General features: G+C 71.7%; 15 protein-coding genes. 10 read left to right on the top strand and 5 right to left on the bottom strand.

Annotated elements, in window-relative coordinates; translation table 11 throughout:
* The 7 genes from OG230_RS27690 (at window position 1) to OG230_RS27660 (ending at window position 7405) form a co-directional block, all read left to right on the top strand.
* On the top strand, window positions 1–1386 hold the full coding sequence (locus OG230_RS27690; RefSeq protein WP_443051391.1) for an O-antigen ligase family protein: 1386 nt from the start codon (window positions 1–3) through the stop codon (window positions 1384–1386).
* A complete protein-coding gene (murJ, locus tag OG230_RS27685; protein ID WP_328906440.1) occupies window positions 1383–3164 on the top strand; it encodes a murein biosynthesis integral membrane protein MurJ in 1782 nt (593 codons plus the stop codon). The genes OG230_RS27690 and murJ overlap by 4 nt, the downstream gene beginning before the upstream one ends.
* Entirely contained in the window at window positions 3154–3966 is an 813-nt protein-coding gene (locus OG230_RS27680; RefSeq protein WP_328906439.1) for a polysaccharide deacetylase family protein, read from the top strand. Before murJ ends, OG230_RS27680 begins: the two co-directional genes overlap by 11 nt.
* Window positions 3963–5075, top strand: coding sequence for a glycosyltransferase (locus tag OG230_RS27675; protein WP_328906438.1), 1113 nt, complete (start codon window positions 3963–3965; stop codon window positions 5073–5075). The genes OG230_RS27680 and OG230_RS27675 overlap by 4 nt, the downstream gene beginning before the upstream one ends.
* 61 nt (window positions 5076–5136) lie before the next feature.
* On the top strand, window positions 5137–5814 hold the full coding sequence (locus OG230_RS27670; RefSeq protein WP_328906437.1) for a YveK family protein: 678 nt from the start codon (window positions 5137–5139) through the stop codon (window positions 5812–5814).
* Window positions 5814–6962, top strand: a complete 1149-nt coding sequence (locus tag OG230_RS27665) for a GNAT family N-acetyltransferase (RefSeq protein ID WP_328906436.1) — start codon at window positions 5814–5816, stop codon at window positions 6960–6962. The genes OG230_RS27670 and OG230_RS27665 overlap by 1 nt, the downstream gene beginning before the upstream one ends.
* Window positions 6963–7081: 119 nt before the next feature.
* Window positions 7082–7405 (top strand): chaplin, encoded by a 324-nt coding sequence (locus OG230_RS27660; protein ID WP_328906435.1) that lies wholly within the window; start codon window positions 7082–7084, stop codon window positions 7403–7405.
* 82 nt (window positions 7406–7487) lie between these two features.
* Here OG230_RS27660 and OG230_RS27655 read toward each other — a convergent pair whose 3' ends face one another.
* Window positions 7488–8348 carry a tyrosinase family protein gene (locus tag OG230_RS27655; protein ID WP_328906434.1) on the bottom strand — a complete coding sequence of 287 codons (861 nt, stop codon included), beginning with the start codon at window positions 8346–8348 and terminating at the stop codon, window positions 7488–7490.
* 19 nt (window positions 8349–8367) lie between these two features.
* Window positions 8368–8853, bottom strand: a complete 486-nt coding sequence (locus tag OG230_RS27650; RefSeq protein WP_328906433.1) for a tyrosinase family oxidase copper chaperone — start codon at window positions 8851–8853, stop codon at window positions 8368–8370.
* A gap of 161 nt (window positions 8854–9014) precedes the next feature.
* Between OG230_RS27650 and OG230_RS27645 the strand changes: the two genes are divergently transcribed.
* Both OG230_RS27645 and OG230_RS27640 read left to right on the top strand, forming a co-directional pair.
* Window positions 9015–10298: a cytochrome P450 gene (locus OG230_RS27645; RefSeq protein ID WP_328906432.1), complete on the top strand. Its 1284-nt coding sequence runs from the start codon at window positions 9015–9017 to the stop codon at window positions 10296–10298.
* 156 nt (window positions 10299–10454) lie between these two features.
* Window positions 10455–11651, top strand: a complete 1197-nt coding sequence (locus OG230_RS27640) for a glycoside hydrolase family 26 protein (RefSeq protein ID WP_328906431.1) — start codon at window positions 10455–10457, stop codon at window positions 11649–11651.
* Window positions 11652–11975: 324 nt separating this feature from the next.
* On the opposite strand, the gene OG230_RS27635 is transcribed toward OG230_RS27640, so the two are convergent.
* The 3 genes from OG230_RS27635 to OG230_RS27625 form a co-directional block, all read right to left on the bottom strand.
* Entirely contained in the window at window positions 11976–13100 is a 1125-nt protein-coding gene (locus OG230_RS27635) for an NAD(P)/FAD-dependent oxidoreductase (RefSeq protein WP_328906430.1), read from the bottom strand.
* Between the two features lie 228 nt (window positions 13101–13328).
* Window positions 13329–14158 (bottom strand): IS5 family transposase gene (locus OG230_RS27630; protein ID WP_328906429.1). Its coding sequence is split into 2 segments (ribosomal slippage): window positions 13329–13822 and window positions 13822–14158, totalling 831 coding nucleotides; the frame shifts between segments, so codons are not numbered across the junction.
* A gap of 47 nt (window positions 14159–14205) precedes the next feature.
* On the bottom strand, window positions 14206–16287 hold the full coding sequence (locus OG230_RS27625) for an AfsR/SARP family transcriptional regulator (RefSeq protein WP_328906428.1): 2082 nt from the start codon (window positions 16285–16287) through the stop codon (window positions 14206–14208).
* Window positions 16288–16441: 154 nt separating this feature from the next.
* On the opposite strand from OG230_RS27625, the gene OG230_RS27620 reads away from it, so the two are divergent.
* Entirely contained in the window at window positions 16442–17323 is an 882-nt protein-coding gene (locus OG230_RS27620) for an alpha/beta hydrolase (protein ID WP_328906427.1), read from the top strand.
* Window positions 17324–17530 lie beyond the last annotated feature (207 nt).

The following is a 17530-nucleotide window of genomic DNA, read 5'->3' as shown; positions in this document are numbered from 1 at the left end:
GTGGCCGCCACCCGGACCGCCGAAGCCGCCGTCGCCACCATTCCGCGTCCGCGGGACCACACGGTCTCCGGCACCGCGCGGGCGAGACGGTGGACGCGGCAGTGGCCGTTGCTGCCGCTGATCGTGACCGTGCTGCTGCTCGCCCTTCCGGTCTCGGACGCGGGGACCGGCGACGACCCGGCCATGCGTCCGGCCGACCTCGCCTCGGGGCTCGCGGTCCTGGTCTGCCTGGTCCGGCTGCTGTATCTCCGGCAGCGCCCGCTGACACCGGCCGCGGCCCTGGTCCTCGGTCTGCCGGCGCTCGGTTTCGCCGTGGCGACGGTCACCGCCGCCGACCCCTCGGCCGCGCTGCCGGGGTTCGTCCGCTACCTCCAGGTCTTCGTGCTGGTACCGGCTGCCGTGTGCCTGCTGATCAGGGACGCCCAGGGCTTCCGGATCGTCGTCGGCGCCCTCGTGCTCCTCGCGCTCGTGCAGGGCGTGACGGGCATTCACCAGTACGCCACCGCCTCGGGCGCCTCGTACATGGGCGAGGACATCCGCGCCGTGGGCACGTTCGGCCCCGGCGACATCATGGGAATGGCCACGGTCGTCGCCTTCGGTCTGCTCGTGACCTCCGCGTACGTGCTCCGCGCGCCCCAGGGCGCCCCCCGGTGGCTGCGCCCCTGCGCGCTCGGCGCGACCGTCGTGCTGCTCGTGGCCCTCGTGCTGTCCTTCAGCCGGGGCTCGTGGATCGCCACGGCGTTCGCGGCGCTCGCCCTCATCGCACTGACCGGTCCCCGCCCGGCCGTTCGCGCCCTCGCCGTGCTCACCGCCACCGGCGTCGTCCTCGTAGGCGGCTTCGGCATCGGCTCCGAGATGGTCTCCCAACGGCTCACCAGCATCACCGAGGTGACCGGTACCCCCGACCAGTCGGTCACCGACCGGTACACCATGTGGGCAGCCGCGGCGAGCATGTGGCGCGAGGAGCCGGCCGCGGGCGTCGGCCTCAAGGGCTTCCCCGCGCACCGCGACGGGCACGCCTCGATCGCGCTCTCCGCGGGCAGCGACACCGCGGGCGCGGGCCAGGAGTTCCGCAAGCAGCCGCTGCTCTCCCCGCACAACATGTATCTGCTCGTCCTCGGCGAGCAGGGGCTGATCGGGCTGACGGCGCTCGCCGGCAGCTGGCTCGCGGTCCTCGTCGGCGGGGTGCACCGGCTGGTCGTCGGCCGGGGGCGCAGGGAGACGGCCGTGGACTGCGGGCTCGTCGCGGCCGGGCTGATGATCTGGCAGCTCGTCGACTTCCTGTACGCGGACATCGGCGGCCCCTCGACCGTACTCACCGGAATCGTGATCGGTCTGGCCGCCTGGTGGGCGCTGACCGGGCCGGAAAGGGCGCGAGCCGCGTGAACAACACCGGTACCGGATCGGGCCCGCCCGTCGAGGCGCTCCCGGAGTCCGTCCTCGGCCCGCCCGCCGAGGCGCTCCCGGAAGCCGCCGCCCGCCCTCCTTCCCCCGCTCTTCCGGAACCTCCCCCCGGCCCTCCCGCCCCGTCGGACCGGGTGCCCGCGCCCGCACGCAGCGGGGAGACCCCCGGGCTCGGCCGGTTCCTCGCCCGGGCCGCGGCCGTCACCGCCGGGCTGACCGTGGCCGGGGCCGTGCTGGGCCTCGTACGCGACCAGGCCATCGCCCACCTCTTCGGCGCGAGCGGTGCGAGCGACGCGTTCCTGATCGCCTGGACCGTGCCCGAGATGGCCGCCACCGTGCTGATCGAGGACGGGATGGCCCTGCTGCTCGTCCCGGCGTTCAGCCATGCGCTGGCCCGCCGGGCGGCGGCCAACGGGCGGCGGAAGGGCCCTGGGGCGGACGACCCCGTACGTGAGCTGATCTCGGCCACCCTGCCCCGGCTGTTCGCGCTGCTGGCCTGCGCCGCCGCGCTGCTGGCGCTGGGCGCTCCGTGGGTCGTGGGAATCCTGGCTCCCGGCCTGAGCGATCCCCGGCTCGCCGTGGACTGCACACGGATGACGGCCGTCACCGTGCTCACCTTCGGCATCACGGGCTACCTCAGCGCGGCCCTGCGCGCGCACCGCAGCTTCCTGCCGCCCGCCGGTGTCTACGTGGCGTACAACGTCGGCATCATCGGCATGACCTTCGCCCTGCACTCCCTCTGGGGCGTGCGCGCGGCAGCGGCCGGTGTCGCGGTCGGCAGTGTCCTGATGATCCTGACCCAGCTCCCCGCCTTCGTCCGGCTCGTCCCGTCGCGGACGCCACGTACCGGGCGGGGACCGCAGACGGCCGGGAGGCGGCGGTTCGCCGGGGCGGCTCCCCCGCTGCTGGGCGCCACGGTCCTGGCCCCCGTCGTGATCTTCGTGGTGAGCCGTCAGGCGCAGGTCCTGGTGGAGCGGTTCCTCGCCTCCTCGCTGCCGGCCGGTGCCATCTCGCATCTGAACTACGCGCAGAAGGTCGCGCAGATGCCGATGGTGCTCTCGCTGATGATCTGCACGGTGACCTTCCCCGTCGTCGCCCAGGCCATGGCGAACGGCGACCGGGAGAAGGCCCGCGACCGGGTCGAGCGCGACCTCGCGCTGGCCGGCCTGGTCGTGCTCGCCGGGACCGCGATGGTCCTCGGATACGCACCCCAGATCGTCGAAGTCCTCTTCCAGCGAGGGGCGTTCGACGCCCTGGACACCCGGGCGACGGCCGATGCCATGCGGGTGTACGCGCTCGGGCTCCTCGGCCACTCCCTCGTGGGGGCGCTGAGCCGGCCGTACTTCTCGGCCGGGCGGCCCACCTGGTTCCCGGTCTTCGCGATGGGCACCGGTCTGCTCGTCACCACGGGCGCCGGATTCGCCATGACCCACCGGCTCGGTGTCAACGGCATCGCGGCGGCCAACGCCATCGGGATCAGCACGGCCGCGATGCTGCTCCTCATGGGGCTGGGTACGCGCGTGGTCACCATCCGGGTCCGGGAGGTCACCCTCTCGCTGGTCCGGCTTGCCGCCGCCGCGGCGGTGGCCGGGGCCGCGGGGTGGCTGGCGGCGCCCCTGGTGTCCGATCCCCTCCTGAGCGTGGCCGGCGGCTGCGTCCTCGTGCCGGTCCTGTTCCTCCTGGCCGGGCTCGTGTTCCGAGCTCCGGAAGTCGTCCATCTGCTGACCCTCATCCGACGGAGGTTGCTTCATGGCCGCTGACCCATCGGCTCCCACCGACTCGCGCTCCTCCCGGCTCCGGCCGCCCGCCTGTCCCCAGCCCTGGATCCTGACGTACCACTCGGTGTGCGAGCGGACGACCGACCCCTACGGCATCACCGTCTCCCCCGAGCGGCTCGACCGGCAGCTGGCCTGGCTGCGGCGCCGGCACTACACCGGCGTGGGCATCGGCACGCTGCTGCGCACGCACGCCGAAGGCCGTCGCGGTCTGGTGGGACTGACCTTCGACGACGGATACGCCGACTTCGCCCAGGAGGCCCTGCCGGTGCTGCGCCGCCACGGCTTCTCGGCGACCGTGTTCGTCCTGCCCGGCCGGCTCGGCGGCTCCAACGAGTGGGACCGGCCGGGCCCCCTCAAACCGCTGCTCACCGCCGAGGACATCCGGGCCGCCGCCGACGCGGGGATGGAGATCGGCTCGCACGGCCTGCTCCACCGGGACCTGACGACACTCAACGACGCCGCGCTGCGCCAGGAGACGCGCGACAGCCGGGAGTTGCTGCACGACATCACCGGTGCCGCCCCCGAGGGCTTCTGCTATCCGTACGGGTCGGTCGACGAGCGGGTGGCCGCGTCGGTGCGCGAGGCGGGATACGGCTACGGCTGCGCGATCGACCCCGGCCCGCTGCTCGGACCGTTCACCCTGCCCCGTACCCACATCAGCCACGCCGACCGTGGGATGCGCCTGGGGGCGAAGGACCTGCGCCACCGGCTGCGGCACCGGTCGGACCCCGCGCCCGAGCGGCTGGCCCGGGCGGCGACCGCCGCTTCCGGTGAACGCCGATGAGGGCCCTGCACATCATCACCGGGCTCGGGATCGGCGGAGCCGAACAGCAACTGCGCCTGCTGCTGCGCCACTTGCCGGTTGCGTGCGATGTCGTCACGCTCACCAACCCCGGGGCGGTGGCCCAGGGGCTGCGCGCCGACGGCGTACGCGTCACGGATCTCGGGATGAAGGGGAACCGTGACCTCGCGGCCCTGCCGAGGCTGGCCGGTCTCGTACGGCGGGGAAAGTACGACCTCGTCCACACCCATCTCTACCGGGCCTGCGTCTACGGGCGTATCGCCGCCCGGCTGGCCGGGGTCCGCGCGACGATCGCCACCGAGCACTCGCTGGGCGCGGCGGAGATCGAGGGGCGTCCCCTCACCCGCTCGACGCGCGCGCTCTACCTGAGGACGGAGCGGCTCGGCTCCGCCACCGTGGCCGTCTCGTCCACCGTCGCGGGACGGCTGCGCGACTGGGGTGTGCCCGCGGCACGGATTCACCTCGTGCCCAACGGGATCGACGCGGACCTGTTCCGGTTCGACGAGGGGCAACGGCGCTCCGCCCGTGCGCTGTTGGGAATTCCCGCCGACGCCTTCGTGGTGGGGGGCGTCGGCCGGCTCGTCCCGGGCAAACGTTTCGACGTCCTGGTCCGGGCCGTCGCGGCGCTGCCCGGCGCCCGGCTGCTGCTGGCCGGGGACGGGCCGGAGCGCGGCCGGCTGATCGCTCTCGCGGAGCGGCTCGGCGCGGCCGGCCGGGTCCACCTGCCCGGCGAGTGCGACGCGGGGCGGTCCGGCCCGGGCCCCGGCGTACCGGCGCTGCTCAGTGCCATGGACGCCTTCGTCTCGACCTCCCGCGAGGAGTCTTTCGGCCTCGCCGTCGTCGAGGCGCTGGCCGCGGGGCTGCCGGTGCTGCACGCCGCGTGCCCCGCCGTCGAGGACCTCCCCGCCGACCAGTCCTCGGGCACCACCCGCATCTCGGGCGACGCCGAGGAGCTGACGGCGGTCCTGCGGCAGCGGTTGCGGGTGGGACCGCAGCGGCTGCCGCCGCCCCCGGCCGTCGGCCACTACGACATCAGACGGAGCAGCGGACACCTCATGGACGTCTACGAGCGTGCCCTGAGCGGGCGTTGAAGGTCCGTCCGTCACCGCTCCCCGTACTCCTCGCCACCCTCCTCCGACAGAGAGCACTCTCATGACCGAGTCGCCCGAGCAGCGGCCCGCCGTCCCCGGACGGTTCAGCCGGCTGCGTTCCCTTCCCCAGCTGCCCAGTTGGTGGCCGCTGCCCGCCTGCGTCCTGCTGGGCGCGGCATGCGGTCTCTCCTACGGCCTGCTCGCCACCCCGCAGTACTCGGCGACGGGCTATGCCATGGCCGTCACCGACAAGGGCACCGACTCCGCCGCCGCGCTGGGCTTCGCCCAGTCCTACGGCCGGCTCGCGACCAGCGACTCCAGCCTCGCCTACGCGCACGGTGCCGCGGGTGAGTCCGTGAAGGAACTCCGTGCGCAGGTGCAGTCGGAGACCTCTCCCGACTCCCCGATGATCGCCGTCACGGGTACGTCCGAATCTCCGCGCCGGGCGGCGGAGATCGCCAACGCCGTCGTCGAGGCGGTCATCGTCAGCAGCGGGCACGTGGCCAAGGAGACCGGGGTGAAGATCATCAAGTTCAGCCACGCCGTCCCCCCGGACGAGCCGGTCTCGCCGTCCGCCCCGCTGGGGACGGCCGTCGGCGCGAGTGCGGGCGGGCTCCTCGGCGGTCTCGTGCTGCTCGTACGCCCGCGTCCGTCGAGGAGGAGTGCCGAGGCACACGTACCGGCTCCGGCGCACGCGACGGCCGAGCCGGCCGTCGCGGACGAACGGGAGCTCGTGTGATGAGCGCCGGGCGCAGGGACGGCCTGACCGTCACGCTCTGCCGCGACCTCGGGGAGTTCGCCGCGCTGGCGGAGGACTGGGACGCCCTGCACCGCCGCTGCCGCACCGCCACACCGTTCCAGAGCCACGCGTGGCTGCACTCGTGGTGGCTGTCGTACGGGAACACCGGCCGCCTGCGCATCGTCCTGGCCCGCCGCGACGGCCGGCTGATCGGCGCCGCTCCGCTGATGCTCGTACACCGTCCGATGCCGCTGCTCGTGCCGATGGGCGGCGCGATCTCCGACTTCTTCGACGTGCTCGTCGACGAGGAGCAGTCGAAGGACGCGCTCGTGGCCCTGGAGCGCGGGCTCGACCGGGCGGCGCGACACGCGGTGATCGACCTGCGGGAGGTGCGGCCCGACGCCTCGGCCCAACTCCTTTACGAGAAGTGGACCGGGGCGCGCACCCGGCTCGACGACTCGACCTGCATGGAGCTGCCCGCCGAGCCGATCGGCACGCTGCTCCAGCGGCTGCCGGGATCGCGGGCCCAGCGGGTGCGGGCGAAGCTGCGCAAGATCGACGCGCTGTCGGTCGAGTGCCGCCCCGTGCCCGCGCTCGACGTGCCCGGCGCGGTGGGCCGTCTGCTGCGCCTTCACGAACTCCAGTGGACCGGCCGCGGGGTCAACCCCGAGCATCTGAGGCCGCGTTTCTCGGCGCACCTGGTGCGGGCCACCCGGCGGATGGTCCGTGACGGCGACGCCGCCCTCACGGAGTTCCTGCTGGACGGCGAGGTCGTGGCGGTGAACATGTCGCTCCAGTCGGGCCGTCTCACCGGTGGATATCTGTACGGGGCCCACCCCTCGCTCAGGGAGCGGAAGGTGGACGTGGCGACGATGCTGCTGCGCGAAGTGGCCCAGCAGGCGGCCGATACCGGGCGCGGGGTGCTGAGCCTGCTGCGTGGCTCGGAGCAGTACAAGAACCACTGGGAGCCGGTCCCCGTCGTCAACCAGCGTCTGCTGCTGGCCCGTTCCGGGCTCGATCCGCTGCTGCGGCTGCGGGTCTCGCAGCTGGGTGCGCGGGACCTGGCCGCGGAGACCGTGAAGACCCGGTTCCCCGCTGCTCGCGACTGGCACGACCGGCTTACCGCACTCCCTGTCCTCGGACGGTGATACCGCACCCGGGTTACGACTTTTGTGCCTATCCGTTACCGTCTGTCGATTTTTACGTTGTCAGGTCATACGGGGTCCCACGCTCCGTGGCACACCTCACCACCTCACAAGGAGAACTGATGTCGCGTATCTCGAAGGCAGCCGCTGTCATGGCGGGCACCGGCGCCCTCATCGCCGGCGGCGCCGGCATGGCTGCCGCCGACGCCGGGGCCCAGGGCGTCGCCGCCCACTCCCCCGGTGTCCTTTCGGGCAACGCCGTCCAGGTGCCTGTGCACGTCCCGGTCAACCTCTGCGGCAACACCGTGAACGTCATCGGGCTGCTCAACCCGGCCTTCGGCAACACCTGCGTGAACGCCTCCGGCGGCCACGAGGGCCCGGGCGACTACGGCTACGGCGAGGGCCCGGCAGACCACGGGCACGGCGACTACGGCTACGGCGGCTGATTCCGCACCGCGGAAAGCGGCTGGACCTCCTCCTGCTCCGGAGGGGAGGCCCAGCCGCTTTTCCATGTGCCGGGCGGCCGGCTCAGACGTAGCGGTACACGCGGGAGTGGTCAAGGAGCTTCGAAGGCGTGACGTCCCAGGGCGGCATGGGCTCGTCGAGGCCGAAGACCCGGGAGCGGTCCCGGTCGGAACTCCCGCTCCTCCTGCCGGGGACGTAAGCGGACCGGGGGTGGGCCTTCTGCCACCGCGTCCAGAGCAGGTCCATGAAGGCGTGGTGCAGCCAGAAGACCGGGTCGTTCGGCGAGGCGGCGCCCGCCATGAGGCCGCCCACCCAGCGGTGTACCTGGTTGTGGTTGCTCACTCCGCGCGAACCTCTGATGCCCCACCCCTCGATCCGGTTGCGGAATCCGCTCGTGCTGACGCTGTTCCACGGCTCGGCGTCGTACACCGGGTCCTTGAGCGCCCTGGACACCTCGTCCTTGCCCGGCAGGGTGACGGGGGACGAGGGTCGGCCGAAGTTCCTTGTGAGGAAGGGACTTTCGGTGACCCCGTCGTTGACGGTCCAGTTCCCGGCCCCGTAGGCGAACGGCCCCGTCATCACCTGGCGGTCGCCGGCCCTGCCGTTGCCGCCGAGCAGGTCCTCCGCCCAGAGCGAGGCGCTCGGGGTGTTGTCCGTCGTCCAGTCCCAGTACGGGACGGACACCCCGGGGTCGATGTCCTGCAGAGCCGCCTCGAACTCCAGGAGGTACTTGCGGTGCCACGGGAAGAAGGACGGGGTCATATGGGCGGGACGCGGCCGGTCCTCGCCGTCGGTGACGTAGAACTCCCGGTGCAGGACGACGAATTCGTCGTACCGTCCCGAGCGTTTGAGTTTCAGGATCGCTCCGACCAGACGCCGCTTCTCGGTGCGCGTGAGATTCCGCTGGTTCTTACGGTTGTACACCCGTGCTGGTCCTCCCGATTCAGACGCTGTGCCGCGGCGGGACCGCGGACAGTCGTGCGGACCCGATCTCGTCGACCGCGGCGCGAGCCGTGGCCAGCAGCGTCGGGAACGACTCGTAGTGGTTGGCGTGACTCACGTAACTGCCGTCGGCGCGCCGCATGATGTGCAGCGGCCTGCCGTCCACGCGTACCTCGACGTGCGGTACGGCGTCAGGCGCTCCGGCGCCCGCGGCGCGGACCGTGCCGCCGGGCCCGCCCAACGGCGCCATGACCGTCGCGGTGCCCCGGATCTCCCGGCCGCGGTACATCTCGGCGAACCGCTCCGGTTCCGTGCCACCGGACTTCGCCGACGGGGGTACCGGTTCGGAGTCTCCCGTGAGGACGGGGGCGAGCACGGCGGCCGTGCCCGCGGTCACTCCCACCGTGAAGGCGGTACGCAGCACGATCCGGCGGGACGGCCTGCGCGGTCCGGCCCCCGCACCTCCCGTGTCCGTGGTCTGGCCCATGGTGGGCACACCTGCCTTTCGTCCACTCTTCCGAGGCGATGACGTATCCGACGTTGACAACGAGACACCGGCGGAACAGTTCTCGTCCGAGCGGCGCGCCGATCACACCCTTTGTCCAGGATCACGCCAACATGGCCGTCCTGGAATGTGGAGGTTGTGCAATGAGTGTTCCCAGGCAGGGAAACAGGGACCATGCGCTGCGGCTGGAGGACGTGGATCTCGCCGATCCCTCGTTCTGGACGCTGCCGCGTCCCGCCCGGCTGGAAGCGTTCGCGCTGTTGCGGCAACTGGACGCTCCGGCGAGGTTCACGTCCCGCACGGGCTCGCGCACCGGGGCCGGCGAGTCGTTCTACGCGCTGGTGAAGCACGCCGACGTCAAGGCGGCCAGCCGGCAGCCCCAGCACTTCGCCAGCGCCCCGGGGGTGACGACTCCGGAGCCGGCCGCCTGGGCGAAGGCCGTCTTCGGCAACTCCATGGTCAACATGGACGGCGAGGAGCACGCGGCACTGCGGCGGATCATCTCGCGCGCCTTCACCCCGCGGCTACTGGCCGGGGCCGAGGAGAACATCCGCGTGCTGGCCCGCCGCCTGGTGGACGAGGTGATCGCGGAGCGCCCCGCCGACTTCATGCCTTCGGCGCCCTCCCGTCTGCCGCTGGAAGTCATCTGCGACCTCATGGGCATCCCGGAGCGCTACCGGCCCGAGATCTCCCAACAGATCGACCACGCCTCGGAGTACGTCGGGGTGCGGCGGCAAGGACGGGCCCGGCTGCGGATTCCCGGGCGCGGTCTGCGTTCGCTGGCCCGCATGCAGCTGGTGATGGCGAAGCTGGCCCGCGAGCGGCGCCGCAATCCCACGGACGACCTCATCTCGGCCCTGGTCCGCGCGGACGTGGACGGGCAGGCACTGACCTCCCGCCAGCTCGGCTCCTTCTTCTCGCTGCTGCTCGTGGCCGGCGTGGAGACCACCCGCAACGCGATCGCGCACGGGATGTACCTGCTGGCCCATCACCCGGAGCAGCGGGCGCTCCTGGACTCGGACTTCGACCGGTACATCGACGGCGCGGTCGACGAGATCGTCCGGCACTCGACGCCGATCATCCAGTTCCGCAGGACGGTCACGACCGCGTGCTCCCTGGGCGGACGGACGTACCGACCCGGCGAGAAGGTCGTGCTGTTCTACGCCTCGGCCAACCGGGACGAGGCCGTGTTCACCGACCCCGACGTCTTCGACATCACCCGCACCCCCAATCCGCATCTGGGATACGGCGGGGGCGGCCCGCATCACTGCATCGGGGCCCATCTGGCCCGGCTGGAGATGAAGGCGCTCTTCGGGGAACTGCTGACGCGGCTGGACATTCCGGCGACGGTCGGGGACCCCCTGCTGGTCGACTCGAACTTCGACAACCGGGTGCGCTCACTGCCCTTCTCCTTCGACCGCCGCTGACCGGCCCCCGCAGACAACGGCTTTCACCCGAACGGCCCGGCCTACATCGCGATACTTCGCGAATGGCCCACTTCCGAGTGCCTGAACCACCCAATGCGGAACATGTCTCCTTATTGTCGAACTGGTCGGATGAAAGACCGGAAAGAAGGAGGAGCCGTGTCCGCACAGCGCCGTCTCATCAATATCTGCGTCGGGACGGCTGCGCTCAGTCTCCTCGTCGCCGGTGGAATCGTCGGACAGTTCCCGTCCGGATCGGACACCACCGACGGAGCTCCACCCGCAGCGCCCGGCCCTGACGGCACCACCGCACACGGTGCCTACGTCGGTTACGGCCCCGAGGGCGTACGGAGAACGAAGGAGCTGTCGCGCTGGCTGGGCGGCACCGAGCTGCGGGCGGGGCACAGTTACCTGCCGGGCGATCTCTGGTCGAACATCGAGGGCAGCCCCGAGTTCCTGCGGTCCTGGGCGGCCTGGCGGAAGGCGGACCGGGACCGGATGTTCGTCCTCAACGTGCCGATGCAGGAGCGGAACGAGGAACGGGTCGGCGATGCGGAGGTGCGCACCCTGCTGAGGGCCGGCGCCGCCGGTGACTACGACCACCATTTCCGCAGGCTGGCCGAGCGGCTGGTCCGGCTGGGTATTCCGGACACGGTGATCGTGCTCGGCTGGGAGATGAACGGCACTACGTACACGCATCGTTGCGGTCCGGACCCCGAGTCGTGGAAGGCGTACTGGAAACGCATCGTCGCCGCGATGCGTGCCGTTCCCGGGCAGGACTTCCGTTTCGACTTCGCGCCCAGCAGGGGCCTGGACGCGGTTCCGTGGACGCAGTGCTATCCCGGTGACGACGTGGTCGACATCATCGGAATGGACTCCTACGACCAGCCGCCGGGCCGGACCTTCGACGAGCAGGTGAACGGACCCTACGGTCTCCAGAAACACGTCGACTTCGCGGCCGAGCACAACAAGCCGATCTCCTTTCCGGAATGGGGCCTGTTCCGGAACGGCGACAATCCCGAGTACATGCGCCGCATGCTCGAATGGATCGACAAACACGACCCGGTGTACCAGACGATCACGGACTACTGTCCCCACGGCGTGTGGCAGTGCGCGGACAACCCCGAGTCCTCCCGGACGTACCGGACGATGCTGACCCAGAACCAGAACCCGGACCCGACGCCGACGCCGACGCCGACTCCCACGAGGCCGACCTGGCCCACGCCGAAGCCGGACAAGCCCACGCCGACCGTCCCCACGCCCGAGCCGAACTCCCGGAAGTGGTGCATCACCGTCCCGCTGAGCGACTGGCTGGGCCGCTGGGTGACGGACCGCAAGTTCTGCGTGCGCTACTAGGTCGGTTCGTCGGGCGGCGGCCGTCCCGGGCCGCCGCCCTTAGAACTCCGACACGGGATCGTCCCCATCACCCGCTAGGAAGTGGTGTCCGGAAGACGGCAGGCTCGTCCGTCACCCTGAGGCCCGGCAGCGGCGAAGGCTCGGTCCGACACATGCGCTGCCGAGCGGCAACGAGCCGCTGGATCCTGCCTGGCGTCCCATCGCCCCTGAGCGCGACGGATTCGAGCCGCGTGGCGTCGCAACGGCAACGTGGCCGGATGATCGGACATGATCGTGATCAGCGGTTCGTATGGCAGTGGGCCGACCAGCACCGGGCTTGGTTCGTCACGGGATGAACCGCTCCGGGCGGAAGTCCGCAAGCATCTCATCCCTCTTCCCGCTCAGGATCTCCGCAGCGAGCAGCCCGCCGATGACCGGCCCGAGCGTGATTCCGCTGTGGGTAACGGCCTCGTAGTAGCCCGGCACAGAGGGTAGGGCTCCCACCGAGGGGAATCCGTCGGCTGGGATAGGCCGGTTGGATACCCGTGTCTGGGTGATGCGGGAGTTGCCGAGGTCGGGAACGACGCGTCGCGCCGATTCGTGGAGCAGCCGTGCGAGTTCCGCTGGATCTTCGCCGGTGTCGATGAGCGCGTCGATCTCGCGGCTGTGGAGAGCCACCGAAGCATCTCCGTCAGGACGGATCTCAATGTGAGGCGCGTGCATGGGGCGGTGAACCGGGACCTGAACACACTCGATCCGCGTGACAGCGCCGGGTTCCCAGCGCATCGGCAGATGCCGTCCGACGAGCCCGGCGACGTGGGATGCGCTGGGGCCCGCTGCGTTCACGACGACGTCGACGTCCAGATGGCTCCCATCGGACAGAACGACTGTCCGAATGGCCCCGTCGGCACGGGTGCCGATGTCACGGACCGCAGTGCCGAATCGGTGCTCGGCGCCGGCTGCGACGGCCAGGCCGACCAGGCGGCCGACGAGATGACGTCCGTGCACCCAGGCTTCGTCGGGATAGAACACGACCGGAACCTCGTCGGGCACGGCGAGAGCAGGTTCGAGGCGGCGGCGTACCTCGGTCCCCGTGCTCACCTCGACCCGGTAGTCCCAGCTGGTCAGCAGCTCGGCTGTTTCCAGGAGCTTCGCCTCCGCCGCCGGATCGTCTGCCCAGCGCAGGTGGCCGCGGGGATACCACCACGAGTCCGGCCCGATGGTTCTGGCGAGCTCTTGGTAAGCCGCCATGCTCGCGACGTTCAGGTCGAAGTAGGACTTGCGCACAGTCTTGTTGCTGGCGTTGACCCACGAGAAAGACCAGTTGGTGACGCCTTCGCCCGGCTGACCCGCGTCGATGAAGACCACCTTGACGCCGTGTCGAGTCAGGTTCCAGCCCACACTGGATCCGAGGATGCCCACTCCGATGACAGCAACACGTTCAGGCCGCTTCATGGATCCGATCCGCACGAACGCCCCCTCCCCAGATCACGGGCATAGCAAACTCCAACCGCCAGCACGCGGCGCCCGACGGAACCCACTATGTGAGGCTGACCTTGTGGAACAGCCTGTCTTACCCCGGAAGCCCGCGTGCTGAACCTGCTGGACGTGCTTCCCGACGGCTTCATCCCACTGTCGAGGGTGACCTCACGCGAAGATGGGAGGCAAGCCAACTAGTTCCTTGACCGTGCTCATCGGTCAGGTAAGGGCTACCAGGGCCAGCTGTGACAGGCGTCGCCAGCAGATGAGTGCACATCCCAGCGTGAGGAAGGCTTCGTGGATGTCGTCGCGGATCTCCCAGCGGATCCGCAACCGGCGGAACCAGTGCAGGTGGGCGAAGGCACGCTCGACAACCCAGCGTTGAGTGCCGAGACCTGAGCCATGTTCGGTGCCGCGTCGCGCGATCAGTGGCTTCACGCCGAGCGCACGGACCAGGCGCCGGTACTTGTCATGGCCGTAGCCGCGGTCCCCGAGCACGACGTCGGGGCGCTGTCGAGGCCGGCCGCGCTTGCCCCGCACGGGCGGCACTGCCTGGAGCAGTGGGATGAGCTGGGTGACATCGTTGCGGTTCCCACCGGTCAGAGTGACGGCGAGCGGGATGCCGGTGGCGTCGGTGATCAGGTGGTGCTTGCTGCCCGTCCTGCCCCGGTCAACAGGGCTTCGTCCCGTCTTGGGCCCCCCTTTAACGCTCTGATGTGGGAGCCGTCGACCGCCGCCAGGGAGAAGTCCAGGGCGCCCGTGCTGCGCAGCTTGGCCAGTAGCTCTTCGTGAAGCCGGGGCCACACGCCCGCCTCGGTCCACTCGGCCAGGCGCCTCCAGCACGTCATGCCCGAGCCGAAGCCGAGCTCCTGCGGCAGGTGTTCCCAGGCCATCCCGGTATGCAGGACGAACAAAACGCCCTGGAACACCAGCCGGTCCGGATGCCGCTTCCGTCCCGGATGCCGGGCCCGGCGCTCAACCTTGGGGAGCAGCGGCTCGACCACCGCCCACAACTCGTCATCGACTTCCCACAGCTTCGACCGAGCCACCCCGCACTCCGATCAACGTTCCCGAAGTGATCCAACCACCTCGAAGATCATTTCGTTAGGAGTTCTTGGATGCCGTCCTCGGCCGTCCCCGTGGACGAAGGGGCCCGCACGCCGAGGACCGCGTCGGCCGCCTCCAGGTGACGGGTGACCTGGCCGAAGGAGACCAGGCCGCTGCCGGCGCCGGCGGACTCCGTCCGGGCGGCGGCGAGTTCCTCACGGGCGCGGCGCAGGACGGGCAGGTGCCCCACGGACTCGGCAGCACGGGCGAGCACGCACCACAGCGCCTCCTGGAGGAGGTCGTGCGGGGGCCGGGGAACCGTCGTCAGTGCCTGGCGAGCCTGTTCGGTGGCGCCTGAGGCGGCCAGCAGCAAGGGGTCCAGCCATGGCCGGTAGGGGCCTGCGTCGAGGTGGGCGAAGTCCTCGGGGTCGAGCGGGACGTCACCCCGCATGACCGGGACCAGCGCCACAAGGACGGCTGCTCCCTGAGTGAGGCCGGGCATGCCGCAGTCGGCGGTCTGTGCCAGGACCTGCGCGTACTGGGGGCGAGCGGCCGGCCAGCCGTCGGTCTCGCAGGTGCGCAGGGCCCGGTACCAGGCGGTGAAGACTCCGGCGAGCGGCCGTTCGTTGCGGTGTGCGAGCCGGTCGATCTCCTCGGCCTCGGCGTCCGCCTCCGCGAGGTCGCCGAGTCCGGCGAGCGCCTGGAGGCGGACGAGGCGGCCCAGCACCTCGTGATCGGACAACTGGTGGTCGACGCCCAGCCGAGTCAGTTCGGTGCCGAGGGCGTCCCGGTGGGCAGCCGACCCGCAGTCGGCGAACGACTGCATGAAGGCGCCGTTGAGGGCGAAGGCCAGGAGCGCGGGGTCGCCCAGGCGCCGGGCGAGCCGGACGGCCTCCTCGGCGGCGCGTTCGGCGCGTTGCCGCCACGGTTCGGTGGCGCGGGCGTCGGCCGCACGGGCGAGCGGTGCGTCGGCGGCGGCATCGCCCCGTGACTCGACCGCCACGACGGACAGCAGCCGGGCGCGCAGCGCCGCGGGCCCGTCGGGGCCGAGCAGGGCGGCGGACCGGGCGGCGGACCGGGACAGCTCGCCGGCGCCGTCGGGGTCGTCGGCGCGGGTCCACACCGCCGGGACGTCGTAGGAGCCGATGATCCGGGCGGCCAGTTCCGCGTCGCCGGTCGCCTCGGCCGCCGTGACCAGATCCCGTCGGTGCCGGTGTGCTTCCCCGAGGCCGTCGGCGCCGGTCACCGCGAGGTCGCGCAGCAGGCCGGCGGTGGCGTGCAGCCGGGCCCGGGACCGGGCGGGCACCGAGCGGTCCCAGGAGGCCGCGGCCCGGTCCCAGACGCCGTCGGCCATTCCGGCCGGTTCGGTCGCGGAGCCGGTGGTGCTGCCGAGGATGCGGGCCTCGGCGCGGGCCAGGGCGCCTCCGGGCCCGTATCGACCACTCGCTCCGGCGAGGGCCGCGCGGGCACGGCTCAGGGTCTCCAGCGCCTCACGGCGCCGTCCGGCACGGTCGAGCGCGGTGGCCAGCAGGACCCAGCCGTCCTCCCTGCCGGGGTGGGCGGCGACATGGGCGCGCAGGTCGGCGACGGCGTCCCGGGCGGCGCCGGTGGCCAGCAGGGCGTCGGCGCGCCGCTCGACCGCGTCGAGGCGCAGCGCCTCCAGCCGGGCCTGTTCGGCGGCGGCCCACGCGGCGCCGGGAAAGTCGGCCAGCACCGGCCCCCGCCAGTGGGCGAGCGCCTGGTCCCAGAGGGCGACGGCCGCGTGGGGCGGTGCCTCGGCGGCCCGCGCGCAGGTGTCCTCGAACCGCCAGGCGTCCACCGCCTCCCGGCCGGCACGCAGTGCGTAGCCGGGGCCGTCGGTGACCAGCAGCCGGGACGGCTGCCGGGCAGGGCGGCCGGGTTCCAGGGAACGGCGCAGCGCCGCCACGAACGTGCGGACCGCGCCCACCGCACCCGCCGGAGGCTCGTCCTCCCACAGGTCCGCCACCAGCCGGCCGACCGGTACCACCCGGCCCCGGGCCACCAGCAGCCGTCCGAGCACCTCCCGGTGGCGGGGCGCGCCCAGCGGGAGGGGCGAGCCGTCTGCGTCCCAGGCTGCCACCGGTCCCAGCAGTCCGAACCGCACGCCCACGACAGGGTCCTTTCGCGGGCGGCGCCGTCCCCGGGCGTACCGCGTGTTCGCTCATCGATCGCTGATCCGGGGCCCGCAACCTGGGTGACGCCCCCGGAAGACCCGGGCCGCAAGGTCCGGAACGTCCACTCTGCCACGAACCACAGGAGCCTCTGTGACAACCCCGAGCATCCCCGGTTTCACCGAGCACCGCGTGCGCGTCGACGACGGCGTCACCCTGAACGCCGCCGTCGGCGGCGCGGGCACCCCGGTCGTCCTGCTGCACGGCTTTCCGCAGACCCACCTGATGTGGCGGCACGTCGCCGCCGACCTCGCCACCGACCACACCGTCGTCTGTCCCGACCTGCGCGGCTACGGTGCCAGCGACAAGCCCGCCGAGACCGGCCCCGAGGTCTACTCGAAGCGGACCATGGCCCGGGACGTCGTGCGCCTCGCCGCCGAGCTGGGACACGACCGGTTCGCTCTGGCCGGTCACGACCGCGGCGCCCTCGTCGCCTTCCGCGCCGCGATGGACCACCCGGAGACGGTCTCCGGCGCCCTCTTCCTCGACGCCCTGCCCACCCTGGACATGTGGGACGCCCTGCACGGAGTCTCCGCTGCGGTCGGCTTCCACCTCTACCTGATGGCACAGGCCCCCGGCCTGCCGGAGGAGATGATCCAGGGGGCCGCCGACACCTTCTTCGCCTCCTTCCTCGACGCCTGGACGAAGGACCCGGACGCGATCCCCGCCGAGGTCCGCGACCACTACCTCGCGGCGTCCGCGGCGGCTGTGCCCTCCATCGTCGCGGACTACCGGGCCTCGGCCGGCGTGGACGTGGACCACGACACCGCCGACCGCGAAGCGGGCAACAAGCTGGCCATGCCGGTCACCGTCCTCCAGCAGGACTGGGGCGCCGCACTCGGCTACCACGCCCAGGGCCTGTGGAGCGCCTGGACCGACGACCTCCGGCACCGCACGGTCTCCTGCGGCCACTTCATGGCCGAGGAGGACCCCAAGCCGATCGCCGAGGAGATCCGGGCGCTCGCCGACCGCTGATTCCCAACAGGCGACATCTTCAAGGACTTTCCTGCTCACGTTCCCCCAAAACCGCACCTCAGTGGGCCAGTTACGCCCCGGTTCGTCCGGCGGACAAGCGCTTGCCGAACCACTGGAAAGCCGAACAGGCGTGCACAGAAGCTGAGTTCCCGGCCGGAACCGGCTGAGATGGGAACCATCCGACCTGTCTGAACTTCACTGGAACTC

It is taken from the genome of Streptomyces sp. NBC_00234 (genome assembly GCF_036195325.1).
In the GTDB taxonomy this organism is placed as follows: Bacteria; Actinomycetota; Actinomycetes; order Streptomycetales; family Streptomycetaceae; genus Streptomyces.
Note: the sequence above shows the minus strand (reverse complement) of the source record. Positions and strands in the feature narration are given on the sequence as shown.

Coding starts and splice junctions, on each gene's coding strand:
- OG230_RS27665 (WP_328906436.1), top strand. CDS start 5,814: ATGAGCGCCGGGCGCAGGGACGGCCTGACCGTCACGCTCTGCCGCGAC.
- OG230_RS27675 (WP_328906438.1), top strand. CDS start 3,963: ATGAGGGCCCTGCACATCATCACCGGGCTCGGGATCGGCGGAGCCGAA.
- OG230_RS27660 (WP_328906435.1), top strand. CDS start 7,082: ATGTCGCGTATCTCGAAGGCAGCCGCTGTCATGGCGGGCACCGGCGCC.
- OG230_RS27650 (WP_328906433.1), bottom strand. CDS start 8,853: ATGGGCCAGACCACGGACACGGGAGGTGCGGGGGCCGGACCGCGCAGG.
- OG230_RS27645 (WP_328906432.1), top strand. CDS start 9,015: ATGAGTGTTCCCAGGCAGGGAAACAGGGACCATGCGCTGCGGCTGGAG.
- OG230_RS27680 (WP_328906439.1), top strand. CDS start 3,154: ATGGCCGCTGACCCATCGGCTCCCACCGACTCGCGCTCCTCCCGGCTC.
- OG230_RS27670 (WP_328906437.1), top strand. CDS start 5,137: ATGACCGAGTCGCCCGAGCAGCGGCCCGCCGTCCCCGGACGGTTCAGC.